Below are 24,768 nucleotides of genomic sequence, written 5' to 3' on the forward strand. Positions count from 1 at the left end.
GAGGCGCTCGATCTGTTCACAATCTCGGCAACCGAGACTTTCGAGGCGCTCGATCTGTTCACAATCTCGGCAACCGAGACTTTCGAGGCGCTCGATCTGTTCACAACCTCGGCAACCGAGACTTTTGAGGCGCTCGATCTGTTCACAACCTCGGCGGACGAGATATCCGCCTCCCTGACCCTCCTCATCCCGCCAACCCACGACGTGATCGCCCCCGCATTCCCTCCTCATCCTTCAACCGGACGAATCACCAACGCGCTCCCACAGCGCAAACCTGTCCTGAACGGGGTGCGTCGGAGTCCAACGGTCCTTCCAACCTGCACTCCTTTCCGTTTTCCCCAAAATCTTGTACTCACTCTCTGCACTGCATCTACCGCGTCTTCCCTCAACATCCGATTTCCGACCCTTTCCTTTGCCTCTGCTTGAGTAGCCCCATGAACGAACTCCTCGTGGCCTGCGGCGATGTCGATCTCCTCAAGCGAATCCTGGCCGACCTCCCCTCCGGCCGGTTCAAACCCGTGGCCACTCGGAAGGGCGCAGGCATCGCTCCAAAACTCGTCGGCCGCCCCGTCGCCGCCGCCGTCGTTCACGTGCACCTGGCAGACCAGGCGACGGCCCAAATGCTCTCCGAGCTTCGCTCGCACCTCCCCGAACTGCCCATCCTGCTTCTCTACCCGGACCAGGCTCCCTCCAACGCTCCGGTCTCCCGCTCCCTGCGCTACCCGGTGCCCGGCCCCGTATTCCGAAACGCGCTCAACGCCCTTCTACCCCGTCATCACTCTCAGGCGGATCTCGAACAGTGGCGCGCCTTCTACAACGAAACCAAACAACGCCTGCAGCGCGCCCCCTCCCAGAGCTACTTCCAGCTTATGGGACTCAACAACGGCGCCCCCCATCACAAAATCGTCAAAGCCTTCGACGCCCTCAGCCTCCGCTTTCACCCCGACCGCTACGACCAGTATAAATCCGAACGCTGGGGCCAGGCGCTCTACGACCACGTCAACGCCTTCTACAAGCTCTTGACCGAAGCCTACGCCGTCATCTCCGACCGACGCCTGCGCGCACGCTACGAGCAGGCGCTCGCCAGCGGCACACTCCGCCTCGACCCCGAAGCGTCCAACATGACCGAGCGCGGCCCCCGCACCCTCGACGAGATCTCCACCAACCCCAACGCCCGCAAGTTCCTCAAGCTCGCCCAACGCGACCTCGCCATGGGCAACACCACCGCCGCCCTGCAAAACCTCCAGTTCGCCCAGAGCATGGAACCCCAAAACGCCGCCATCCAACAAAAGATCGCCGAACTCCAGAGCTCCTAGCCCCCCGATCCACTCGTTAAGAGCACACCCACCAACGCTCACACGAATCTTCCCTCGCCGCACACCGCAGCGCCCCACAACCACCTGACCTCCTAACCACCCAACCTCTTAACCCCAAAACGCACACCACCCCACGCACACAACCCTATACACACGCAACCTCCCCACACCGCATCCCGCCCAAGCCCCCACGATGTCTAAGAAAAAGTCCGACCTCATCCCCCGCCTCATCACCGCGATCGTGGCGCTGCCCCTGCTCATCTCCCTGATCGTCTACGCTCCGGCCTGGCTCTTCTTCGCCTTCATTGCCCTCGTCGGTGCCATCTCCATCTGGGAGTTCTGCGGCATCACCTTCAGCGCCGAACACCCGGGCGGTCGCCTCATCGCCATGCTCCTCGGCGTCGGCCTGATGAACGTCCTCTACTTTGCCGAACCCTACTTTATCCCCGCACTGGCGGCCTCCACCCTGGCGATCTTCCTCTACTTCCTCTTCGCCTTCAAAGAGCAAGCCCGCGTCACCCACCAGATAGGTTCCGCTCTCACCGCCATCCTCTACGGCGGCGTCCTCATCACCTTCATCGCCCTCCTGGGAAGAGATGGCGGCGACGCAGGGCCGATGTGGATCCTTATGACCCTGGCGATCGTCTGGGCCTCCGACACTGGCGCCTACTTCAGCGGTCGCGCCTTCGGCAAACACAAGCTCTACCCCTCGGTCAGCCCCAACAAATCCGTCGAAGGCGCCCTCGGCGGCGTCCTCGCAAGCGTGATCTTCGCCCTCGGCTTCCAGGCCCTCTACAACACCCTGGCTCCCGACGCCTGGAACACCTTATCGTTCCTCCAGATCCTCGCGCTCGCCATCCCCGCCAACATCCTCGGACAGACCGGCGACCTCGCTGAATCCCTCGTCAAGCGCGCTCACAACGTCAAAGACAGCGGCACCATCATCTATGGCCACGGCGGAATCCTCGATCGCATCGACGCGTTGTTCTTTGCCTCCCCCTGGGTCTACTACTTCATGAAGTTCACCTCCGGGGGCTTCTGACCTCCCTGCTCTCAGGCACCCATGAGCTTCCTCTATTTCATCATCCTCATCGGCGTCCTCGTCTTCGTTCACGAGCTGGGACACTTCCTCGTCGCCCGCCTCTTCGACGTCAAAGTCCTGCGCTTTGCCCTCGGGTTCGGCCCCACCATCGCCACCTACCAGCGCGGTGAGACCGAATACGCCCTCTGCGCTCTGCCCCTGGGCGGTTACGTTCAGATGCTGGGCGGCGATCTCGAATCCGTCGAAGAGCTCCCCGAAGAAGACCGCAGCCGCGCCCTGATGGCCAAGCCCATCTGGCAGCGCTCGCTCATCATCCTCGCCGGCCCCCTGGCAAACTTCATCCTGCCGATCTTCATCTACTTCATCTTCGGTATGATGCAGACCACCGCCCCCCCGGCCGTGGTCGGCCAGGCCTACCCCGAGGCCCCCGCCGCTCAGGCCGGAATGCAGGCCGGCGACGTCATCGTCGAGATCGAGGGCAAACCCGTCCGCTTCTTCCACGATGTCGCCCGCTACACCCGCCCCGCCTACGACCAGCCCCTCGAAATCGTCTACGAGCGCAACGGCCAACGCAACACCGTCACCGTCACACCGGCACGCTTCGAAGCCACCGACTACCTCGGCCTCGATCAGCGCACCTACGGCCTCATCGGAATGCACCTGGGCACCGCCGGCTCAACCATCGCCCTCACCGAACACGACGGCCCCGCCGCGCGCGCCGGACTTGCCTACTTCGATCACGTCATCGCCGTCGACGGCCACCCCGTTCAACGCTTCCACGAGCTCGAATCCCGCATCCAACAGAGCGAGGGTAACCCCGTCGAAATTCAGGCCCTGCGACGCTTCCCCCTCCACGTCGACTACGGCACCTTCTACAAGCAACGCCTCATCAACGTCACCGTCACCCCCGAGCTCGTCGACGGCTCCTACGACATCGGCGTGACCCCCTCCGAGATGGTCATCGCTCAGGTCGACCCCGACAGCCCCGTCGCCCGGGCCGGCCTCAAACCCGGCGACCGCATCCTCGCCGTGGACGACCGCAAGTTCTCCAGCTGGTCGCTCATGGTCAGCCACATTCACAACACCATCAACCAGCGCATCGTCGATCGCGACAACGCCGGCGAAGATCCGCCCCCCCTCGACACGGACTTCCAGATCACCTTCCTGCGTGACGGTGAGCAACTCAAAACCACCCTCACCACAGACGTCGCCTCCTACCAGGATCAGACCGAACAGGTCCGCTACCGTATCTTCAACGGGTGGGACTCCTTCCGTAACTCCGTAGACCCCGAAAACATCCCCCACCCCTTCTTCAGCCGCGTCGCCTACAGCACCTCCGAGGCCTTCTCACAGACCTGGAAGTTCACCCGCATGATGACCCTGGGACTCGTCCGCCTGGCCGAAGGCCGCGTCTCCACCAAGTCCATCGGCGGTCCCATCATGATCGGCGAACTCGCCGCAGAAGCCGGTCGCGCCGGATGGGAGCCCTTCCTCGAAATGATGGCCCTCATCAGCATCAACCTCGCCATCCTCAACCTCCTGCCCATCCCCGTCCTCGACGGCGGCCAACTCCTGCTCTTCGCCCTGGAGGCTATCAAACGAGGCCCCCTGAGCTTCCGCACCCGCCAGATCGCCGCTTACATCGGCTTCACCATGATCCTCATGCTCATGATCCTGGCCTTTAAGAACGACATCGAACGCAACTGGCACCGCGCCGTCGAATACTTCGAATCCCGCTGAGCTGTATCCATGACTTCCCCTCAATCGTCTTCGACACGCGTACTCGCCATCGACGCCGCCACCCGCATCCAGGCACTCGCCCTCCTCGACGGCGATCACCTCCTGGAAAACCGTACCCAGCGCGTACGCTACAACCATGGCAGCGCCCTGCTCACCAACATCGAAGCCCTCTTCGAAGCCCACGCCCTCGCCCTCAATCAGGTCGACCTCTTCGCCGTCGGCCTCGGGCCAGGCAGTTTCACCGGCTTACGCGTCGCGCTCGCCAGCGCCAAGGCCCTGGCTCGTGCCCACAACAAACCCATCATCGGCGTCTCCAGCCTCGCGGCTGCCGCCCTCCCCCTCGCCATCAGCGCTCCTGAGCGTCCCGTCTGCGTCGCCTTCGACGCACGACGAAACGAGGTCTATGCAGCCCTCTTCATCGCCCGCAACAACGCCCTCGACACCCTCCTCCCCGAAGACACCTACGCCCCCCACGACCTCGCCGAGAAACTCAGCGCGCTGAACCTCTCCGCGCCCATCACGCTCCTGGGAGACGGCATCGCCCCCTACCCCGCACTGCGCAACCTCGGCGACACCACCGCCTTCCACACGCCCCCCTCCTCGCTCAATCCCCCTTCCGCCCTCGGCGTCGCCCTCCTCGCCAGAGAGCGCCTCGCCACCCACGGCCCCGACAACCTCGTCGCACTTGAGCCCAACTACATCCGCCCCTCCGACGCACGCCTCCCCTCAAAGCCCTGAGGCACGCGCAGCGCCTGCGCTCCCGGCCTGATCCCTACCTCACCGACCAGACTTAAATTGCCCCCTCCCTAAACCTCCTGTTAGGTTGGTCTCAGATTTACGTCTGCCCACATCATCGATCGTCGCGTCTTTGCTGGCGCCCCGCTGTTTGGAACTCGTCACATGGACTGGAACCCGCCCCAACCCGGCGACATCTTCGAAGGCAAATACCGGATCGACTCCGTCCTCGGTGTCGGCGGCTTCGCGCATGTCTACCGCGCCACCCAGCTCGACCTCGGACGCCCCGTCGCCTTGAAGGTCCTCAAACCCTTCGCCCCCCCTCGCTCCGGTGACGCCGAAGCCGCCGAAGACGTCTGGATCAAACGCTTCCGCCGCGAAGCCCAGCTCGTAGCCCAGCTGCGCGATCCCCACACCATCACGATGTACGAGTACGGGCAGGCCGACAGCGGCATGTCTTACATGGCCTTTGAGTTCGTCTCCGGCAAAAGCCTCGACGTCGTCCTCAAAGAATCTGGCCCCCTCTCCGCAAAACGCGTCGCCGCCATCTTAGCTCAGGCCCTCGAGAGCCTCGCCGAAGCCCACGAGTACGGAGTTCTCCACCGCGACATCAAACCGGCCAACATCCTCGTCTACGAGCACCTCGGCAAGACCGACCGCGTCAAGGTCCTCGACTTCGGCATCGCCAAACCCCTCGCCGATGAGACAGACCTCACCTCCAGCGACCTCACTCAGGCCGGCATGATCGTCGGCACCCCCAGCTACATGGCCCCCGAGCAACTCACCGGCGAAGGTATCGGGCCGGCCAGCGATATCTACAGCATGGGCCTGGTGGCCTTCGAGCTCTTGACCGGCGGCAAAGCCGCCGCCGGCCCCACCACCATGACCATCATCAGCAAGCAGCTCAGTCCGGAGATATTCAAGGTCCCTGCCGACCTCGACATCCCCGCCGGACTCCGCTCCATCATCGATTGCATGCTGGCCAAGAACCTCCAAACACGCTTTAAAACCGCCGGCGAAGTCGTGGCCCTGCTGGAACAGTGGGACTCGGAGACACCGCTGGTCGGGGATCTAACCCCTGCGCCACAGCCCGCCCCTGCTGCCCTGGCGGCCGGCTTCGGAGGCCCCTCTCCCGATGCGCACATCAACCCGCCCACCACAGAACGCCCGGCGGCCGCCCCCCTCACCGGTGAGATGTCCGGCCAGTTCGATGCACCTCGCAAAAAAAGCGTCGCGGCCCCCGTCGTCGCCATCATCCTCGTGCTTCTGCTCATCGGCGCGGGCCTCTTCTGGATGATGCGTCAGCAATCCACCGCACCCACGCCCGACCCTCAAGCCGAACTCGCAACATCCCCCACGCCCGACCCCGAGCCTTCCCCAGCCGTCGAGCCCGCCGCCCCCCTCGAACAACCCACTCCCGAGCCCGAGCAGGTCGCACTCGCCCCTCTGGTGATCGAAACCGAGCCGGAAGGCCTCGCGCTCTTCATCAACGACGAGCCCGTCGGAACATCCCCTTTAACGCTGCCCTCCGACGACCTTGACTACCCCCTCACCCTCATCGCCCGCCACGATGACGGTCGCGATACATCCCTTCAGGTCGCAGATCCTTCCGAGACCATCTCGCTCTCCCTGCCCGAGCCTGCCCCCGAGCCCGAACCACAACCAAGAGCCAACTCCCGACGCACCGAGCGCTCCCGACCCGAGCCTCAACCTCGCCCCGAGCCCGAAGTCGCCAAAACCCGACCGGCCGCGCAACCCAAACCCGAGCCTCAGCCCGAACCTCAGCCTGAGCCCGAACCCGAAGAACGCCCGGCCGAAGACACCAAAAAGAAAGCCGCCCCCGAGCCCAGCTTCCCGGCCCTCGACACCCTCTTCTGATCAACATCTGCCCACGATGGATCGCAACATGCCTTCGCCACGCCACCTCATCGCCGCGCTCTGCACGCTCCTGGCCCTCTCCTCCCTGGCCACCACGGCCTTCGCCCAGGACGAGCCCACCGCCGATGAGCTCGCCCAGCAATACTTCGACGAGGGCGCAAGCTTCTTCATCGAGGGCAACTACGCACGCGCGATCCTCTCCTTTCGCCGCGCCTTCGATCAACGCCCCGACCCCATGATCCTCTACAACATGTCCCTGGCCCACTCCCGCCTGGGCAACCACCGCGAGGCCTACCAGACCACCCTCGCAACCCAGCGCATGGAAGGCCTCCCCGAACAGGCCCGCGTCCGCGTCGACGCCCGTGTGAACGCCCTCTATGTCGTCGTCAACGCCGAAGCACTCGGCCCTCGTATGGCCGCCATCGCCGCCGGCGAAGAAACCGACACGCAGACCTCCGCCACCGAAGAAGTCGCCGAGATCACACGACAGGCACCCACTCCCGCCCAACCTGGCCAGCCGGTCCGCCCCATCGCGCCCCCGCTCGATCTCGACCCACAACCCGAAGGCATGGGCCTCGTCGGCTGGGCAGGCGTCGCCACCACGGTCGTCGGCACCGGACTCCTCACCGGCGCTCTCCTCATCGACCGCGGCCTCTCCAGCGACCTCGAAGCCTACCAGCAAGCCTCCGATCAGGGCCGCCTCGACGACTACAACCAGCTCCGCGCCGACATCGAGACACGCGCCAACACAGGTAAAATCCTCCTCTACTCCGGCGCTGGCGCCGCCGCGCTCGGCCTCGCTATGTGGATCTTCGGCGCAACCTCTGCCGCCGACACCAACATCGACGTCGCCTTCGCCCCCGATGGCTCCTCCGGCCTGGTTCGCTTCTCCACCACCTTTTAAATCACCGTGACCCCAACCATGATCACCTCCTCGCGCTCATTCATCGCCGCGCTCCTCGTCGCCTCCCTGGGCCTCACCGGCTGCAACCTTCACTTCGACCTCGACTCAGTCGCCGCCCCGGTTCAGGCCAACACCGACCAGCTCGACACCGACGTGACCGATGTCGAAGACACCGACACCGACGCATCAGATGCCGGCGACACCGACACCCCCGACGTCGATGACACCGACACCCATGACTCCGGCGACGCCGACGACCCCGACGCCGACGCTGACGATGCGGGTGACGTAGACGAGCCGGACACCGACCCCATCGAGCCCCCCTCCTGCGCAGAAATCGGCCTCCTCAGCTGCGGTGAGCGCTGCGTCGACACCAACGTCGACCCCGACCACTGTGGCACCTGCAACAACGCCTGCGACATCACCGAGGCCTGCGTCGCAAGCGAATGCCAGCCCGTCGCCTGCCCTGGCGACGTCCCCCCTCTCACCGGCGACTGCGACCCGGTCAATCAGACCGGCTGCGCAGGCAGCAACGCCTGCGAACTCCGATTTGTCCCGCCACCTACCCTCGAGTTCCGCCCCTCCTGCCAGGCCATTGAAAACCTGGGAGACGGTCAGCTCGGCGATAGCTGCGAGCCCGGCACCGGCACGGACTGCGGCCCCGGCCTTCACTGCCATAGCTTCGACCCGCCCGACCCCCGACTCGCGGTCTGCGTCAAAATGTGCGAGCTCGCCACTGGCGCCGGCTGCGCCGAAGACGAGTTCTGCACCCTCGACGACCCCGACGCCGACTACAACGGCGTCGGCTTCTGCACCAAAACCTGCGACCTCCTCGCCACCGGCGCCTGCCCGGCCGGCCAGGCCTGCGCCCCCAACAAAGACTTCCCCGACTTAAGCTGCCAGCCCTCGGCACGCTGCCTCCAGAACGGTGGTTTCTCTCAAAAAGCCGAGTTCTCCCCCTGCTCCGTCAACAACCTCCACACCAACGGCTGCCCCGCCGACCTCCGCTGCATGCGTAACGCCAACGACAACCAGCGCTGCCTCAAACCCTGCGACACCTTCGCCGACTGCGACGGCCGCGCCTGCGAACCCGCACCCGCCCCCTTCGCACACCTGCGCTTCTGCCAGGCATCCTGATCGCGCCACCCTCCCCCATGGCCGACACCTCCCCCATCATCCCGGGCCGCCTCACCCTGCGCCTCCTCCAGCCCCACCCCCTGGGGCTGGAGCGCCTGCGCGGTATCGGCCCCAAAACCGCCGCGCGCATGCGCGAGCGCGGCATCCTCGACCAGCTGCATCTCCTGCTGCATATGCCGCGCAAATACCGCCCCACCTACCGCTTCTGGCCCGGCCATGAGCTCGTCGAACGCCGCGCCTCCTTCGTCGAAGTCATCGGCCAGATCACCCACGTCCTCCCCCCGGCCCGCCACAGCCGCGCCCCCCTCGAAGTCCGCCTCCAGGTCGACGACGCCGAGTTCAAGCTCATCTGGTTCAACCTCGCCTTCCCCGGCTTCGTCAAAAAGTTCCAACCCGGCGACTGGATGCGCGTCGAAGGCAAACTCGACCACGACCGCGACCCGGCTCAGATGGTCCACCCCACCTTCGATATCCTCAAACACCACGAATCGCGTCCGCGCCGGACCGAAGTCGTCCCCATCTACAGCTCCATGGAAGAGGTGCGCGACTCGCTCATTCACCCCGCCATCGCCGAGTCCTTTCAGCACCTGCACGCCGACCTCGAAGAAGGCGTCCCCCTCAACCTCCTCCGCCAACACGAGCTCCCCACACTGGCCGACGCCCTCAAAACCATCCATGTCCTCACCCCCTACGATGACCTGGACCGTTTCCGCGAAGATCTCTCCACCGCCCGCAACCGCCTGATCTATCAAGAGTTCTTCGACCTCCAGCTCGCCCTCACCCGCCGCTACGTCGCCCAGCGTCGCGCCGCCAACGCACCACGCCTCACCGAACGCGAGCTCGGTCGCGAACTCCTCAAAAAGATCCCCTTCGATCTCACCGGCGATCAAAAAGCCGCCATCGCCACCATCGCCGACGACCTCGCCACCCGCATCCCTATGCGACGCCTCCTTCAGGGTGACGTCGGCAGCGGCAAGACCGTCGTCGCACTCCTCGCCGCGGCCATCGCCATTGCCAACGGCCACCAGGTCGCGCTCCTCGCCCCCACCGAGATCCTCGCCCGCCAACACAGCCGCAACGCACACGCCCTCTTCACCTCCCTCAATATCCCCCACGCCCTGCTCGTTGGCGCGCAGAGCACGGCCGAACGCCGCGACACACTCCACCAACTCACCAACGGTGAGGTCGGCCTCATCGTCGGCACCCACGCCCTCGTTCAAGACGACGTCGTCTTCAAAAACCTCGCCCTCGTCATCATCGACGAACAACACAAATTCGGCGTCGACCAACGCGACACGCTCATGGCCAAAGGCACCGATCCCCACCTCCTCGCCATGACCGCCACCCCCATCCCCCGCTCCTTAGCCCACGCCGTCTTCGGTGACCTCGACCTCACCCTCATCCGCGAAAAGCCACCCGGTCGAAAACCCGTCCGCACCGAGCTCCGCGACCGCACCCGCGCTCCCAAAATCTACGACTACGTCAAAAAACGCATCCTCGAGACCGGCGAACAGGCCTACTTCGTCTACCCCCTGGTCGAAGCCAGCGACGCCGTCTCTAACCGCCGCTCCGTCACCGAAGAAGCCGAACGCCTCGCCAACGGCCCCCTCAAAGGCCTGCGCCTGGGCGTCCTCCACGGCCGCATGGACGGCGCCGCCAAAGACGCCGTCATGCAACGCTTCGCCAACGGCGACATCGACGTCCTCTGCGCCACCACCGTCGTCGAAGTCGGCGTCGATGTCCCCAACGCAACCATCATGGTCATCGAAAACCCCGAAGTCTTCGGCCTCAGCCAGCTTCACCAGCTCCGCGGCCGCGTCGGCCGAGGCTCCGTCGACTCCATATGCATCCTCATCACAGGCTTCACCCTCACCGAAGACGCCGAGCTCCGCCTGCAGGCCTTCACCACGACCGACGACGGCTTTAAATTGGCCGAAACCGACCTCGCCATCCGCGGCCCCGGCCTCTTCCTCGGCGTCAAACAAGCCGGCCTCCCCGAGTTCCGCTTCGGCGACGTCCTCCGCGACGCCCACTGGCTTCAGACCGCCCGTCACGACGCACGCCGCATCCTCCTGGGAGACGCTTCCCGATGACCTCCCCCCTCTACGCCCACGTCGCCCTCGACGTCCCCCTCTTCACCGCGCTCTCCTACCGCGTCCCCGACCACCTGCGCGACGACATCGCCCTGGGTCAGCTCGTCCAGGTCCCCTTCCGCAACCGATCCAAAACAGGCCTCATCACCGCGCTCTCACACGAGCTCGACGATCCCTCGATCGCCCCTAAAATCCGCGACCTCTACGACCTCGTCGACGCCGAGCCCCTCCTCTCCACCAACGACCTCAAGTTCTTAGCCTTCGTCGCCGACTACTACCTCTCCCCCATCGGCGAAGTCGTCCGCCTGGCCATCCCCTCCGCCGTCCGTGTCGAGGGCATCAAACACTACCGCCGCCTCCCCGACGAACAGCGCCCGCCCGCAGACACACCGCTCCCCCCCGAACTCGCCGACGCCCTGGCCTCCCTGAGCTCCGAAGAGCCCTCCCCCGTCGCCTCCCTTCGCGAAGCCTTCCCCGACCTCACCTACCACCGCCTCTCCGAGTTCGAGCGCCGCGGCCTGGTCGACGTCACCTACCAGGAGAGCGGTAACCTCAAGCCCAAAACCGAGCGTTACTTCAAGCTCCTCCCCCGCCCCAGAGGCACCCTCACCGGACGCCTCGGCTCCAACCAGCTCCAGATCCTCAAACTCCTCGACGGCATGCCCTCGCTCTCACTCCCCGAGATCCGTGAGCACATCCCCAGCCCCTACTCCAGCCTCAACGCCCTCGAAGATCGCGGACTCATCACCTCCTGGGAAGAGGAGGTCTACCGCGACCCCTTCGAAAACGCCCCCGTCGACCCGCCCCCCGAGTTCGACCTCACCGCCCGCCAACGCCACGCCGTCAACGCCCTGGCAGAGGCACGCCACGCCAACCGCTTCGAAGGCTTCGTCCTCCACGGCGTCACCGGCAGCGGAAAGACCGAAACCTACGTCCGCATCATCCGCGACACCCTGGCGGAGGGCCGCCGCGCCCTCGTCCTCCTCCCCGAGATCGCTCTCACCCCCCAGTTTGTTGGCGTCTTCCGCTCCCACTTCGGCGATCGCATCGCCGTCTTGCACTCCGGGCTCACCCCCGCCCAGAAGTTCGATCAGTGGCGCCAGATCCGCCGCGACGAAGTCGACATCGTCATCGGCGCACGCTCCGCCCTCTTCGCCCCCATCAACAACCTCGGCGTCATCGTCGTCGACGAAGAGCACGACTCCAGCTTCAAACAAGAAGAAGGCACCCGCTACAACGCCCGAGACATGGCCCTGGTCCGCGCCAAGCTCGCCAACGCCCAGGTCATCCTCGGCAGCGCCACCCCCATCCTCGAATCCTTCCACAACGCACAACTCGGCCGCCTCACCTACCTCCCGATGCCCGAGCGCGTCGCCGCCCGCGCCATGCCCCCCGTCGAGATCGTCGACATGCGCCGCGGTCCCCACAACCCCACCGCCGGCCCCTCCAACCTCCTCTCCACACGCCTGCTCACCGAGCTCGACAACACCCTCCACGACCAGAAGCAGGCCATCCTCTTCCTCAACCGCCGCGGCTTCTCCCCCTGCGTCCTCTGCGAGTCCTGCGGTCACATCTTCCAATGCCCCAACTGCGACGTCTCCCTGACCTACCACCGTCGCATGGAAGCCCTGCGCTGCCATCACTGCGACTTCTCCCTGCGCATGCCCGAATCCTGCCCCCAATGCCAGCACACCGGCATTGAGCGCAAAGGCGTCGGCACCGAACAACTCGAAAACCACCTCCATGAACTCTACCCCCGCGCCCGCGTCGCCCGCCTCGACCGCGACACCGGCGCCGGTCCCCGCCTCCAACAGCTCCTGGCAAGCTTCCGACGCCGCGAGATCGACATCCTCGTCGGCACCCAGATGGTCACCAAAGGCCACGACTTCCCCGATGTCACCCTCGTCGGTGTCGTCTTAGCCGACATGAGCCTCAACTTCCCCGACTTCCGCGCCGCCGAACGCACCTTCCAACTTCTCACCCAGGTCGCCGGACGCGCTGGACGCGCCGACAGCCCCGGCCGCGTCATCATCCAGACCTACACCCCCGACCACTACAGCCTCCTCACCGCACAGAATCACGACTTCTCCACCTTCGCCGAACAAGAACTCGCCCAACGCCAGGCCTTAGGCTACCCGCCCTTCGGCCACCTCATCGCCCTCAAATTCGAAGGCACCAACGAGGGCGCCACCGTCCAGGCCACCCGCGACTACGCCACCGCCGCGCGCCGCCTCCTGCGCTCCGACCGCACCTTCGGCGACCACATCGCCATGCTCGGCCCGGCCATGGCCCCCATCGCCCGCATCAACAACCGCTCCCGCTGGCAACTCCTGCTCAAAGCACCCGACCGCGCCCTCCTGCGACGCTTCGCCATCCGCACCCTCGAGTTGGCTGGACATTTCGAAGCCGGACAGCCCCACCACCGCAACGTCCGCATCATCGTCGACGTCGATCCCCTCAACATGCTCTAACGCCAAAGCCCCCCGAGCCGCGCGATGTCCCACGCCGACCTCATCCGCCGCACCCACGCCCCCCACACCCTCGACACCCTCACCCGCGAGCTGCGCGCCCTCGGCATCTCCCCCGGCATGAACCTCCTGGTGCACTGCTCCATGCGCCGCATCGGCTTCATCGCCGGCGGCGCTCAGACCTTACTCCAGGCTCTCCTCGACGCCATCGGCCCCCACGGCACCCTGATGGTCCCCACCCACACCTCCCTCAACACCGACCCCGCCCGCTGGGAAAACCCTCCCGTCCCCGCCGACTGGCTAAAAACCCTCCGCGACGCCACCCCCGCTTTCGACCCCTTACGCACCCCCTCCCACCTCATGGGCCAACTCGCCGAACTCCTTCGCACCTGGCCCGACGCCCGCCGCAGCCCCCACCCCGTGGGCTCCTTCGCCGCCCTCGGCCCCGCCGCCTCCCATCTCGTCGACCACCACCCCCTCCTCAACGAGTTCGGCGACACCTCCCCCCTCGCGCGTCTCTATGACCTCGACGGCCACATCCTCCTCCTCGGCGTCGGACACGACCGCAACACCTCCCTCCACCTCGCCGAACATCGCGCCGACTTCCCCTCCAAAACCACCATCACCGAAGGCTGCGCCATGCTCGTTGACGGCCAGCGCGCCTGGATCATCTACCCCATGCTCGCCCTCGACACCGACGACTTCCCCGCCCTCGGCCGCGACTTCGAAGCCACCCACACCACCCCCGACGTCCGCCTGGCGAAAGTCGGCAACGCCACCGCACGCCTCATCCACCAACCCACCCTGGTCGACTTCGCCACCGACTGGATGGAGCTCCACCGCCACCCCGACGACTAAGCCCCAACGCCCCCCAAACCCTCAGGCAGCCTCGACCGCAACACCCTCATCTGCGGCAGCCACCTCCGCCCCCTTACGCCCGAAATACGCCATCATCGCCCCACCCGTCGCAAACATCACCAGGCTGTAAATCCCTCCCGGCACCGCCATCTGCCCCTGCATCAGAATCGACGTCGCAATCACAATCGCCAGCGTCCCATTCTGCATCCCCGACTCAATCGAGATCGCCAGCGCCTGCGGCAACTCCAACTTCAACAGCTTCGACGACCAGAACCCGATGAGCATCATCGCCACGTTCAACCCGATCGTCACCGCCGCAAGCTCCGCAAAATGATTGCGCAGCACCTCGATATTCGCCGCAATAATCCCGATCAGCAGCACCACAAACACCACCACCGACCCCACCCGCGCCGGCCGCTCCAGCCGATCCGCAAGCGCAGGCTTACGCCACCGCAACAACATCCCCAGACTCACCGGCAACACCGTGATCCCCACGATCTGCCCGATCGTCTGCGCCAGCGGCAACGTCACCGTCGTCGCCTCCCCCATAAAAAAGCCCAGCGAAAACATGATGATCAGCGGAATCGTCACCACGGTCACAAACCCGCTGATCGCCGTCAGCGTAATCGACAGCGCCGTATCTCCCCGCGACACATGCGTGATCAGATTCGACGTCACCCCACCCGGACACGCCGCGATGATCATCACCCCCACCGCCATCTCCGCGCTCAACCCGAGCGCCACCGCCAAACCCAACCCCACCAGCGGCAATAGCACCAGCTGGTTGGTCAACCCCACCGCCACCGCCTTCGGATACACCACCACCCGCCGGAAGTCGTCCACCATCAACGACAACCCCATCCCCAGCATGATGATAAAGAGCGATAGCGGCAGCACCACCGACGTCAGGACACTCTCTTCCATGATCTCTCCGAGCTCGATTACGCACCGCCGACTCGCGTCGGCAACCTTCGATGATTCGTGAGCCCGAAGTATCCCCTCACCCCTCCCCTCAACGCAACTCCCCCAACCCGAAGCACCGGCGGCCAGCCCCCCGGCTGGCCGCCACGCATCACCTCACCAACCCCACGCCCACGCCACCTCCAGATAATTCGCCACCGCGTCCCCACTCTCATACTCGGTATCCACCAGGATCGTCGCCTCACTCTCCGCCGGGCCCACATCGGCATCCAACACCAACCCCAGCACCGTCGCGCCGGCCTCTTGAGGGCTCGGCACGTAGCTGCCGTTCAGCTCGCTGGCCTCGAATCGGTGATCGATGCTCACACGCTCGCCCTCCACCACCGCCCGCACCGCAAACGCCTCGTCCAGCGCATCGCCATCCACAGTCGCCACACTGAAGATCAGCGGGAGCTCCAAACGCGACTCACACACATCACTCTCCAGATAAAACGCGTTGTCACCGTCGCGCTCGATCATCACCGAGAGATCCTCGCCATCGCTCGGCGACTCGTCGGCCTCCACCGTCGCCGTGGTGCTCAGCCCATCAAACACATCCCCCGGCACAACACCGTTGGGCGCCTCGTCCGACCACGCAACAGCGGTCTCGGTGTACTCGCAGTCTATGGGCTCCGCCATATCATTCTCACTCACCGAACAACCCGAAACCGCACCACCCACCAACAACACCATCATCGTCTTCATCATCGTCTTCATCGTATCCCCTGAAATCAGGCGAAGCCTCACCGAAGGTTCAGCTCGCGGTCCATGAACGTGCCATATCCCTACCCTAAACAGGTCAAAGAACCCGATTCAACAACCTGCTCCACTCCCCGCGCCGCCTCTCCCCATTCGCCCTTCAACGTGCTAGACTTCGCGCCAGAACACGCGCCTGCGCGCGCTCCCTTATAACGCTGTGAGCCAATGTTGACGCCTTTGGATGCGAAACCGAGAGAGACCTGAGCAAGGCGCAAACCACAGGCGATGCTTTTGCATCGTCGAGGATTTGCAACGCAGCTCAGGGTGCTCTCGGTGCAGCAGACATGGCGTCAACGTTGGCTCACGGCGTAGTACTACGACAATCACCACCAGGACCCATACGATGTTCAAACACCTCATCCTCCTCGCCGTCCTCGCCATCGCGCTCGTCGCCTGCGAGAGCAAAACCGAAGTCCCCGCCGAAGCCGAAGGTGAAGTCCCCGCCCAGGCCGAAGCCCCGGCAGAAGCCGAAGAAGCCCCCGCCGAAGAGGCCGCGGCCCCCGCTGAAGCCGAGGAAGGCGAAGAGCTCGCCATGGTCGAAGTCAGCGCCGAAGGCACCGAATTCGATCCCCCCGTCCAGCCCGAGCAGATCCCCGAAGGCGTTTACTACTGCGACATGGGCACGGTGCACTACGCCATCGCCAACGACGGCTCCACCCGCTGCACCCTCTGCAACATGATGCTCACCAAAAAGAGCGCCGAAGGCGCCGCGGCGGGCCACGGGCATGACCACGATCATGACCACGCCGGTCACGACCACGCCCACTGAGCCCGACACAACCTGACGCCATACGCGCCGCGCACCGACCGCCCGGCGCACGAAAAAAGGCCCACCGCTTCGCTGCGGTGGGCCTTCGTTTTTGCACACGTTTTTTGACGCTCAGGCGCGCCTCAAAGCACCTGCCGCGACCTCACTCCGCCCCTCGATCGCCCACGACCTCGGCCAGAAACTGCCGGTGGTCCCGCAGATCCTCCCGTCGCTTGATCGGCAAGAAGCGCGAACGCGCCCCGGTCCGGGCCACCTCCACAAAGCGCGTCTTCAAATGCGCCGACAGCTCCCCGGCCAACCTCTCAAACTGCACCACCTGCTGCCCCTCCACCTGCTTACGCACCAGAAACCACGTCAGGTCAAACGCACGATCCAGCGCCTCCGCCGTGAACATAAACGTGTTGGTGTTAAACACCGGAATCGAATCCACATCGAACCCCTGCGGAAAGCGAAACGCCTCTAGAATTTGCAAAGCTCCATCGACCCGGGCCGGCATCCCTCCCTGGTCCCCCTCAAACTTCTGCACGACCTCCACGCTCATCTCCACCCCGCGCGTCTCGGCCGCCTCCACATGCATCCCGACGATCACCGGGTCGAGATCCGCCAGCACATTGTCGACGTTCGACATCATCAAGTAGCGACCTCCACGCTCTCGAAACGCCTTCAACGCCCCCCGCCCCAGCGCCTCGGGCAAATCCCCGTGTCCCGGCGCATAGAGCGTCCCTCCCTCCTGGTGGGCCCGAAACACACGCCCATCCGGCAGCAGGCGCACGCTCACATTCTGCGTAAACGCGATCACCTGCTCGGCATCCAGCCCGAAATACGCATTCGCCTCCAGATGCTCCCGCGTCGGAGCATGCGTCGCAAAGCTGTTCATCAAGAGCACCGGCACTCGCCCCCAGGCCCTCGCATCGCCGAGCTTCATCCCCAGAAACGATCGCCCCTCCAACACCTCCACGCACCCTTTGACGCCCCCGCCAAAACGGGTAGCCATCCCACCATTCAGCACCAACGCCCCGACCTCGCCACCCCGCAACGCCTCCATCCCCCGCTCGCGAAGTTCGCGCGCTCGCGCACTCCCTTCCTCCGGCAAGCGCTCCACGTCCTGCGCGGCCGGCGCCTCCACCCTCCCCTCAACCTCATTATGACGCTCCGTCCACGTCCCGGAGCGCAACCGTGTCCTCAACCGCTCAAAGGCATCTTCATCAAACCCGTGGGCCCGCAAAAGCGCCACCTCACCATCCGTCAGCGCGTCGAACACGCTCGTTCCCATCGCATCCTCGTCATTCATCGCATGATTGCCGCGCACACCTGCACGCGTCCCCCGAACCCTACCTCCCCCAACCTCGAAATCCATCGTCGAATCAGCTCGTCTCAGCGCACACTCAACTCGTAACGCGCCTCTCCCCCGCTCACCTGCATATAATAAATGCCCGGGTTGACCCTCTGGCTCACCTGCGCACTCCCCTGCTCAGTGGTCGCAACGGCCAGCCGGTCGCCCGTGGCACCCTGCATCTCCAGGCGCAGCGTCGCACTCGCCGGGCGCGCCTTCACACTCACGGTGAGCGACACAGCCTCATCCACCCTCACAAAGTACCAGTCCTCGCGATCTTGCGGCGGGGAGAGACGATCGCTATGCGCGGCCCCCACGGTGAGCTGGCGGGCCTGCATACGTGTGCCGTCGGCGTCGCGCCCCTGCGCCATCGCAAACGTCGCGATGGCAAGCACCCCGCCGACCACCCCCATCCCGACCATCATTCTGATGCGTCGTCCCATCGCAACCTCCGGCTCCACACGCTCGCCACCTGTCCTCAACCTCCACCTCATCATACGCCCGACCTCCCCCTTTCCGCAAAGACCGCCTCCTCAACGCCGATGCGCCGCCCCCACCGCCTCACCCACCTCCGCGTACCCCCGCGCCTCCATCAACCTCAACAGCCCCCGGTTGATCCGACGCACCACCAGCGGCCCCTCATACACAAAGCCCGTCCACACCTGCACCAGACTCGCGCCGGCCTCCAACGCCGCCAGCGCATCCTCCGCCCCAAAAATCCCACCCACCCCCACGATCGGCACACGCCCCTGACTGCGCGCGTAGATCCTCCCGATCACCTCCAGACTACGCGACCTCACCGGCCTCCCCGACACCCCGCCGGCCCCCATCGCCTCAACCCCGGCGCTCCTCAACCCCTGGCGCGACACCGTCGTATTCGTCGCCACGATCCCGTCGAGCCCCACCGCTTCCACAACCTCCACGACCTCATCGAGCGCCTGATCGCCCAGATCCGGCGACACCTTAACCAGCAGCGGCCGCCTCCGTGTCCCCTCACTCAACTCAAGATTCAACGCCTTCAAACGCCTCAACAGCCCCTCCAGCGGCCCCCTCCCCTGCAACGACCTGAGCCCCGGAGTGTTCGGCGAGCTGACGTTCACAACGATATAATCCGCAAAGTCATGAAGCCGTCGCAGCGTCGTCGCGTAGTCTTCCGCCGCATCCTCCAGCGGCGTCACCTTCGACTTCCCGATGTTCACCCCCAGCACGGGCTCGACCTTCACCCCCTTCAAACGCCGCGCCACCGCCTCACTCCCCGCGTTATTAAACCCCATTCGGTTGAGCAGCCCCCTATCGTCAACCAGGCGAAAAAGGCGAGGCCGGGCGTTCCCGGCCTGCGCCAGCGCCGTCACCGTGCCCACCTCCACATGCCCAAACCCCAGCGCGCCCAGCGCGTTGACCCAGCGGGCGTCTTTATCAAACCCCGCAGCAAGCCCCACCGGGTTCTCAAACCCCAGCCCCCACACCTCTTGCTTCAAGCGCGGGTCGTTCACACCGACCGCGCCCCGCAATAGCTCGCGCGTCGCCGCCGACGCGGTCACCGCCGCCAACGCTCCCATCGCCAGATGATGCGCCCGCTCGGGCTCCAGCCGAAACATCGCCCCGCGCAGCGCTCGATACACCAGACCTGCCTCCGTCTTCCTCACACCCCGAGCGGCTCATAAGGGATGTTCTGCTCCTTATGCTCCACCCCATCATACGACATCAAAAGCCCCTTCTCTTCGCGCATCGTCTCCAGGCTCACCGGGCGCTTCCAGATCCGATAGATCGACTCCAATACCTCGTGCGCATAGTCCGCGCGAAGCTCGGTACCCTCAAACTTATGGTGCAACAAGAGCTCACTGCGGTTCCGGAAGTTCCCATCTCGCACGTAGATAAAGGGCTGCCCGAAGTTTGTCAGCGAATCGAGCAAGCGCGACTTGATCTCTTCAAACTCCCGGCTCTCGATCTCCCAATGCCCGCTCTTACGGTTGTACCCGTAGGTGAACATATTGCTCTGCGACGCGAACTCTTCCGTCAGGAACTCATCGATAAAAGTCACGTCGTTGTAGAGCTTGCGCACTCGGAAGATCTGCTCGCGTCCCAACCCCAGCTCCTTATCCCAGGAGTCGCGCCGCTCCAGGTCATCGACCTCCTCCCACTCTTTGCCGAACTTGCCCTTGTTCCACCGATCTTCGATGTCCCGGAAGAGCGCCACGCCCAGCTTATAGGGGTTGAGTTGCCCGGGTGCGCTCGACATCACCCGGCTATTGATGTCCGCGAAGTCGATGATCTCCGAGTCGTCCAGAATCCGTGTCGTCAGAATCTTGGAGTGCCAGTACGAGGCCCACCCCTCGTTCATGATCTTCGTCTGCCCCTGCGGCGCGAAGTAGTACGCCTCCTCGCGCATGATCGAGAGAATGTCCGCCTCCCACCCCTCCAGGGGCGCATGCTCCAGCAAAAAGAGCATCACATCGCGCTCCGGACGCTGCGGGAAGTGTTTCGCCTCCTCGGCCTCCTGCGCCATCCGCTTCTTCTGCTGATCGATGAAGGACTGCGGATTGATAAACTCATCCATATAGTCCTTGGCCTGAAACTTCGGCACCTCCCGCTGCCGCAGCTCCTCCGGGTCCACCGCCTCCCCGCGCCGCTCGATAAAGGGGCTGTAATAGTCGATCAGGTTGTCGATCGAGAGGCAGGTGTCGATGAAGTTCTCCACCGCCTCAATCCCCTGCCGATCCACATAGCGCCGAATCCGCGCGCCGTGGTTCGCCATCTCATCGACCATCCGCCGGTTGGTCTTCGAGAAGTAATAATTGTTCTTAAAGAAGTCGACGTGCGCATACACATGCGCAATCACCGTCTTCTGATCGACCAGGTTGTTCCCTTCCAACAGGTACGCGTAGGCCGGGTCGTTATTGATGACCATCTCGTAGATCTTCGAGAGCCCGTACTCGTAGCTCTTTGAGAGCTGCTCGTACTCCATCCCGAAGCGCCAGTGCGGATAGCGCGTCGGAAAGCCGCCGTACGAGGCGATCTCGTTCATCTGTTTATAATCCACCGGCTCGAAGATCGTCTCGAAGAAGTCCAACCCAAACTCCTCGGCGACCTCCCGAATCTGCGCGATGATCTCTTGAATCTGTGGCGATAATGCCTTCATGAAGTCCCTTCCCTTCGCAGGATCTCAGCCCTGTGATTAGAGGCCCCGCCCCAAAAACTCTTTGATCGAATCGTAGATGCCGTCGCGGTTCTTAATCTCCGAGACCGTCACCCGCTCATGGCTGGAGAAGTGCTCATTGATATCTTTGATGAACTGCCCGGACCCGTAAGGCGACTCCACCTGCCCGTAGCAAAAGAGGTTCGCCTTGGGCAAAAGCCCGTCGCGCATCAGCTTCATGCAGTCGCCGGTGTCGTCCACAGACCAGTTATCACCGTCGGAGAAATGAAAGAGGTACACGTTCCACTCATCGACCGCGTACTCCTCCTCCAGAATCTGCAGCGCCAGCTTGTACGCGCTGGAGATCATCGTGCCGCCCGACTCCCGGGTGCGAAAAAACGTCTCCCGGTCGACCTCTTTGGCCGTGGCATCGTGGATGATGTAACGGCTCTCAATCCCCTCGTACTGGCTGCGCAACCACGTATCGATCCAGAACGATTCGATGCGCACGATCTCCTTCTGCTCATCACCCATCGAGCCCGAGACATCCATCATGTAGAGGATCAGCGCGTTGGATTCCGGCAGCGACGTCTGCTTCCAGGAGCGGTAGCGCATATCTTCTTTGGTGGGCACGATGATCGGATTATCCGGGTCATACTCCCCGCTGGCGATCATCCGCTGCAGCGCCGCCTTATAGGTGCGCTTAAAATGCCGCAGGCTCTCCGGGCCGGTGGTGCGAATGCCGGAGTACTTATCCTTGACCGTCTCCAGCCGCTTGACCCCTTTGGGCTCAATATGCGGCAGCTCCAGCTCCTCGCCCATGATCTCGGCGAGCTCTTCGAGAGAGACGTCGACCTCAACACCGTGTTCGCCTTCCTGGTTTCCGGCAGGCCCGGCCTGCCCGGGCGACTCCTCGCCCTGGCCCAGGCTATCGCCCGGTTGGCCCTCGCCCTGACCCACGCCGCCCTGCTGCTTCTGGCTGAAGCGAAAACGCGGGATGTCGATGCGCGGCAGAGGCACCTTCACGATGTCTTTGCCCTGGCGACCGGTGATCTCGCCCTGGCTCATATACTTGCGCAGGTTGCGCTTGATCTTGCCGCGCACGATCTGTTTGAAGCGCCGATGATCCTGCTTGATCTTGTTGAGTTCCGTCATGATCTGATTCCCTCGTCGAGCCGTCATCGACCCTGCGCAACCTGCCTAAACTGAGCCGGCGCACGCTCCCATCCGGGGGCGGCGCCGGCATCTTCACCTACCTGCGCGCCGCGCTCACTGCTGCTTGGAGTCGCCCCGCGCAAAGATGCTGGCCACGAAGTTCAAGACGTCGGTCGCCGACTCCTCGTTGTAGCCGTAGTCGCGGATCAGACGCTGCTTCACGATGTCGATCTTCTCCTGGGTATCGCGATCCACCACATTGGAGACCACGCTCGCCAGCTTGATCGAGTCTTTCTGATCTTCGAAGAGCTTGAGCTCCAACGCTTTCCGCAGGCGCTCATTGGTCTGGTAGGTGAACTGCTTGCCGTCGATCGCCAGCGCCCCGATGTAGTTCATGATCTCGCGCCGGAAGTCGTCTTTACGGCTGTCCGGGATGTCGATCTTCTCTTCGATCGAGCGCATCAAACGCTCATCGGGCTCCTCATACTGACCGGTGTATTTGTTCCGCACCTTCTCCTTCTGCGTGTACGCTTTCACGTTGTCGATGTAGTTCGCACACAGCTTGGAGATGGCATCTTCATCGGCCGAGATCGCGCGCTGCACCTCGTTCTTGACGATGTCTTCGTACTCCTGCTTGACCACCGCCAGCAGCTCCCGATAGCGCCCGCGCTCCTCCTCGTTGCTGATCAGGCTGTGGTTCTTCAGCCCGCCCTCAAGCTCGTTGAGCACCAGGAAGGGGTTGATGCTGCTCTCGGTCTTATCGCTGACCAGCGCATTGGAGAGCTTGTCCTGGATATAACGCGGGCTCACCCCGGTCAGACCTTCGCGAAGCGTCTCTTTGCGAAGCTCTTTGACATTGTCCTGGGTGTAGCCGGTGAGCGACTTCCCATCGTAGAGCTTGAGCTTCTGCAGAAGCGTCAGGTCGTGCTTCTTCGGATCTTCAAGTCGCGTGAGCACGGCCCACATCGCCGCCATCTCGATGGTATGCGGCGCGATGTGCTTGCCTTTGACCCGCTCATTATTGAAATCCTTTTTATAGATGCGGATCTCTTCCTGGTACTTCGTGATGTAGGGGATATCGATCTTCACCGTACGGTCACGGAGCGCCTCCATGTACTCGTTGCCGAGCAGCTTGCGGTACTCCGGCTCGTTGGTATGACCGATGATCACCTCATCGATATCGGTCTGCGCGAACTTCTTGGGCTTGATCTTGCGCTCCTGCGTCGCGCCCAGGAGATCGTAGAGGAAGGCCACGTCGAGCTTCAGGATCTCCACAAACTCGATGATCCCGCGGTTGGCCACGCAGAACTCCCCGTCGAAGTTGAACGCGCGCGGATCGCTGTCGGAGCCGTAGATGGCGATCTTGCGGTAGTTGATATCGCCGGTGAGCTCGGTGGAGTCCTGGTTCTTCTCGTCTTTGGGCTGGAAGGTGCCGATGCCCACGCGATCCTTCTCGCTGAAGAGCATCCGCCGCACGCGAACATGCTCCATCGCCCGGCTCCAGTCCCCGCCGTAATGCCGCATCAGCTCTTTGAAGATAAAGCGGCTCGCCGGGTTCAGGTCACCGCGCACCCGGATCGAGGAGACATTCTCAATGCCCAGCTCCTCCAACGCGCCGGCGCGCCACTCCTGAGGGATCAGCTTGAGCGGCTCCTCGTTCATCGGATCATGGAGCACCTCTTGTCCGCCCGTGAGGTGCTGGAGCTCCTTGGGCATGACCCACGAGAAGGTATAAAGCCGCCCGTCATCGGTGCGGGTATACTCCTCCATCCCCTTCTTGAGCAGGCGAGCGATGGTGGACTTCGAGGAGCCCACCGGACCGTGCAGCAAGATGATGCGCTTCTCGGTCCCGTACTCGTTGGCCGCCGCTTTGAAGACGTTGACCAGACGCATCAGCGGGATGTCCAGCCCGTAGATCGCGTCGGCCCCGCCGGTGATCTCATCTTTGAAGAAGTTGTAGCGAACAATCTTCTTCTTATTGTCGATATACTCTTCGGTCCCGTAGGACATCACCATATCGTAGATGCGCTGGTAGGCGTTGCGGGTCACCCGCACGTCCTCCCGCACAAGATCCAGGTACTCCTCAAAGCTCCCTTCCCAGTGCAGCTCGCGGTACTCATCGATATCGTGATGACGGCCAATCTTATGCAGCAAGCTCTCTTTGGCGCTCATAGATGGTATTCTCCTGACGTCTGGATTTGCGCTTCAATGATCGTAAAAGCTGGCCCTCATGACGCGATGACCGCCTCTGGTCAGCGACAAACGATGAATGGAGCAACTTCTGTGCCGATCCTTCGAACGATGCCCTGGTCCAGGGCTCGTCGCCCTGACTCAGCTTTGAATGCGATGCCTGCAGATTAGGAGACATCGCCCTCGGACGAAACCCCCTTTTGAGCCTCGACACCATCAAAACTCAGTCAGGGGTAGAACCGGCCGCCCCGGCGACTCTATTTCAATCGGGTCCCCTTCCTCGGAGCCCCCCGTG

The 24,768-nt window shown here is 63.8% G+C and carries 20 protein-coding genes; 12 read left to right on the forward strand and 8 right to left on the reverse strand.

The features are described from left to right. The 11 genes from FRC96_RS22440 to FRC96_RS18465 form a co-directional block, all read left to right on the forward strand. Positions 1-426: hypothetical protein (locus FRC96_RS22440; protein ID WP_230470436.1), on the forward strand; the 426-nt coding region annotated here is incomplete at its 5' end. An 8-nt stretch (positions 427-434) separates the two neighbouring features. Further along, on the forward strand, positions 435-1,316 hold the full coding sequence (locus FRC96_RS18420; RefSeq protein WP_146976675.1) for a J domain-containing protein: 882 nt from the start codon (positions 435-437) through the stop codon (positions 1,314-1,316). 193 nt (positions 1,317-1,509) lie between these two features. Beyond that, on the forward strand, positions 1,510-2,358 hold the full coding sequence (locus FRC96_RS18425) for a phosphatidate cytidylyltransferase (RefSeq protein ID WP_146976677.1): 849 nt from the start codon (positions 1,510-1,512) through the stop codon (positions 2,356-2,358). A gap of 21 nt (positions 2,359-2,379) precedes the next feature. Further along, positions 2,380-4,098: an RIP metalloprotease RseP gene (gene rseP, locus FRC96_RS18430; protein WP_146976679.1), complete on the forward strand. Its 1,719-nt coding sequence runs from the start codon at positions 2,380-2,382 to the stop codon at positions 4,096-4,098. Positions 4,099-4,107: 9 nt separating this feature from the next. Further along, positions 4,108-4,836 (forward strand): tRNA (adenosine(37)-N6)-threonylcarbamoyltransferase complex dimerization subunit type 1 TsaB, encoded by a 729-nt coding sequence (gene tsaB, locus FRC96_RS18435; protein WP_146976681.1) that lies wholly within the window; start codon positions 4,108-4,110, stop codon positions 4,834-4,836. Positions 4,837-4,998: 162 nt separating this feature from the next. Continuing rightward, on the forward strand, positions 4,999-6,711 hold the full coding sequence (locus FRC96_RS18440) for a serine/threonine-protein kinase (protein WP_146976683.1): 1,713 nt from the start codon (positions 4,999-5,001) through the stop codon (positions 6,709-6,711). Positions 6,712-6,739: 28 nt separating this feature from the next. After that, a complete protein-coding gene (locus tag FRC96_RS18445; protein WP_146976685.1) occupies positions 6,740-7,615 on the forward strand; it encodes a tetratricopeptide repeat protein in 876 nt (291 codons plus the stop codon). A gap of 18 nt (positions 7,616-7,633) precedes the next feature. Then, positions 7,634-8,752, forward strand: coding sequence for a hypothetical protein (locus tag FRC96_RS18450; protein ID WP_230470437.1), 1,119 nt, complete (start codon positions 7,634-7,636; stop codon positions 8,750-8,752). Positions 8,753-8,769: 17 nt separating this feature from the next. Beyond that, positions 8,770-10,845, forward strand: a complete 2,076-nt coding sequence (locus FRC96_RS18455; protein WP_146976689.1) for an ATP-dependent DNA helicase RecG — start codon at positions 8,770-8,772, stop codon at positions 10,843-10,845. Continuing rightward, positions 10,842-13,316: a replication restart helicase PriA gene (priA, locus tag FRC96_RS18460; protein ID WP_146976691.1), complete on the forward strand. Its 2,475-nt coding sequence runs from the start codon at positions 10,842-10,844 to the stop codon at positions 13,314-13,316. The genes FRC96_RS18455 and priA overlap by 4 nt, the downstream gene beginning before the upstream one ends. 24 nt (positions 13,317-13,340) lie before the next feature. Further along, a complete protein-coding gene (locus FRC96_RS18465) occupies positions 13,341-14,171 on the forward strand; it encodes an aminoglycoside N(3)-acetyltransferase (protein WP_146976693.1) in 831 nt (276 codons plus the stop codon). Positions 14,172-14,192: 21 nt separating this feature from the next. Here the strand turns inward: FRC96_RS18465 and FRC96_RS18470 are convergent, their stop codons facing one another. After that, positions 14,193-15,095 (reverse strand): bile acid:sodium symporter family protein, encoded by a 903-nt coding sequence (locus FRC96_RS18470; RefSeq protein WP_146976695.1) that lies wholly within the window; start codon positions 15,093-15,095, stop codon positions 14,193-14,195. 153 nt (positions 15,096-15,248) lie between these two features. Further along, complete coding sequence (locus FRC96_RS18475) at positions 15,249-15,848, reverse strand: hypothetical protein (RefSeq protein WP_146976696.1); 600 nt, start codon at positions 15,846-15,848, stop codon at positions 15,249-15,251. A 385-nt stretch (positions 15,849-16,233) separates the two neighbouring features. Here FRC96_RS18475 and FRC96_RS18480 point away from each other — a divergent pair, with 385 nt between their 5' ends. After that, entirely contained in the window at positions 16,234-16,659 is a 426-nt protein-coding gene (locus tag FRC96_RS18480; protein ID WP_146976698.1) for a hypothetical protein, read from the forward strand. Positions 16,660-16,801: 142 nt separating this feature from the next. Here FRC96_RS18480 and FRC96_RS18485 read toward each other — a convergent pair whose 3' ends face one another. From FRC96_RS18485 to FRC96_RS18510, 6 genes are all read right to left on the reverse strand, one after another. After that, positions 16,802-17,932 carry a UTP--glucose-1-phosphate uridylyltransferase gene (locus FRC96_RS18485; protein WP_230470438.1) on the reverse strand — a complete coding sequence of 377 codons (1,131 nt, stop codon included), beginning with the start codon at positions 17,930-17,932 and terminating at the stop codon, positions 16,802-16,804. 101 nt (positions 17,933-18,033) lie between these two features. Beyond that, the gene (locus FRC96_RS18490; protein ID WP_146976702.1) at positions 18,034-18,435 is read right to left on the reverse strand and encodes a hypothetical protein; all 402 of its coding nucleotides are present in this window, start codon (positions 18,433-18,435) and stop codon (positions 18,034-18,036) included. A 90-nt stretch (positions 18,436-18,525) separates the two neighbouring features. After that, the gene (locus tag FRC96_RS18495) at positions 18,526-19,614 is read right to left on the reverse strand and encodes a quinone-dependent dihydroorotate dehydrogenase (protein WP_230470439.1); all 1,089 of its coding nucleotides are present in this window, start codon (positions 19,612-19,614) and stop codon (positions 18,526-18,528) included. A gap of 20 nt (positions 19,615-19,634) precedes the next feature. Beyond that, a complete protein-coding gene (locus FRC96_RS18500; RefSeq protein WP_146976703.1) occupies positions 19,635-21,131 on the reverse strand; it encodes a SpoVR family protein in 1,497 nt (498 codons plus the stop codon). A gap of 36 nt (positions 21,132-21,167) precedes the next feature. Next, on the reverse strand, positions 21,168-22,283 hold the full coding sequence (locus FRC96_RS18505) for a DUF444 family protein (protein ID WP_146976705.1): 1,116 nt from the start codon (positions 22,281-22,283) through the stop codon (positions 21,168-21,170). A gap of 114 nt (positions 22,284-22,397) precedes the next feature. Next, positions 22,398-24,455, reverse strand: coding sequence for a PrkA family serine protein kinase (locus FRC96_RS18510; RefSeq protein WP_146976707.1), 2,058 nt, complete (start codon positions 24,453-24,455; stop codon positions 22,398-22,400). Between the last annotated feature and the right edge of the window lie 313 nt (positions 24,456-24,768).

This window comes from Lujinxingia vulgaris (genome assembly GCF_007997005.1).
In the GTDB taxonomy this organism is placed as follows: Bacteria; Myxococcota_A; Bradymonadia; order Bradymonadales; family Bradymonadaceae; genus Lujinxingia.

Excerpts from the sequence above, each read along its gene's own strand:
- FRC96_RS18420 (WP_146976675.1), top strand. The coding sequence starts at position 435 with ATGAACGAACTCCTCGTGGCCTGCGGCGATGTCGATCTCCTCAAGCGA.
- FRC96_RS18425 (WP_146976677.1), top strand. The coding sequence starts at position 1,510 with ATGTCTAAGAAAAAGTCCGACCTCATCCCCCGCCTCATCACCGCGATC.
- rseP (WP_146976679.1), top strand. The coding sequence starts at position 2,380 with ATGAGCTTCCTCTATTTCATCATCCTCATCGGCGTCCTCGTCTTCGTT.
- tsaB (WP_146976681.1), top strand. The coding sequence starts at position 4,108 with ATGACTTCCCCTCAATCGTCTTCGACACGCGTACTCGCCATCGACGCC.
- FRC96_RS18440 (WP_146976683.1), top strand. The coding sequence starts at position 4,999 with ATGGACTGGAACCCGCCCCAACCCGGCGACATCTTCGAAGGCAAATAC.
- FRC96_RS18445 (WP_146976685.1), top strand. The coding sequence starts at position 6,740 with ATGCCTTCGCCACGCCACCTCATCGCCGCGCTCTGCACGCTCCTGGCC.
- FRC96_RS18450 (WP_230470437.1), top strand. The coding sequence starts at position 7,634 with ATGATCACCTCCTCGCGCTCATTCATCGCCGCGCTCCTCGTCGCCTCC.
- FRC96_RS18455 (WP_146976689.1), top strand. The coding sequence starts at position 8,770 with ATGGCCGACACCTCCCCCATCATCCCGGGCCGCCTCACCCTGCGCCTC.
- priA (WP_146976691.1), top strand. The coding sequence starts at position 10,842 with ATGACCTCCCCCCTCTACGCCCACGTCGCCCTCGACGTCCCCCTCTTC.
- FRC96_RS18465 (WP_146976693.1), top strand. The coding sequence starts at position 13,341 with ATGTCCCACGCCGACCTCATCCGCCGCACCCACGCCCCCCACACCCTC.
- FRC96_RS18470 (WP_146976695.1), bottom strand. The coding sequence starts at position 15,095 with ATGGAAGAGAGTGTCCTGACGTCGGTGGTGCTGCCGCTATCGCTCTTT.
- FRC96_RS18475 (WP_146976696.1), bottom strand. The coding sequence starts at position 15,848 with ATGAAGACGATGATGAAGACGATGATGGTGTTGTTGGTGGGTGGTGCG.
- FRC96_RS18480 (WP_146976698.1), top strand. The coding sequence starts at position 16,234 with ATGTTCAAACACCTCATCCTCCTCGCCGTCCTCGCCATCGCGCTCGTC.
- FRC96_RS18485 (WP_230470438.1), bottom strand. The coding sequence starts at position 17,932 with ATGGGAACGAGCGTGTTCGACGCGCTGACGGATGGTGAGGTGGCGCTT.
- FRC96_RS18490 (WP_146976702.1), bottom strand. The coding sequence starts at position 18,435 with ATGGGACGACGCATCAGAATGATGGTCGGGATGGGGGTGGTCGGCGGG.
- FRC96_RS18500 (WP_146976703.1), bottom strand. The coding sequence starts at position 21,131 with ATGAAGGCATTATCGCCACAGATTCAAGAGATCATCGCGCAGATTCGG.
- FRC96_RS18505 (WP_146976705.1), bottom strand. The coding sequence starts at position 22,283 with ATGACGGAACTCAACAAGATCAAGCAGGATCATCGGCGCTTCAAACAG.
- FRC96_RS18510 (WP_146976707.1), bottom strand. The coding sequence starts at position 24,455 with ATGAGCGCCAAAGAGAGCTTGCTGCATAAGATTGGCCGTCATCACGAT.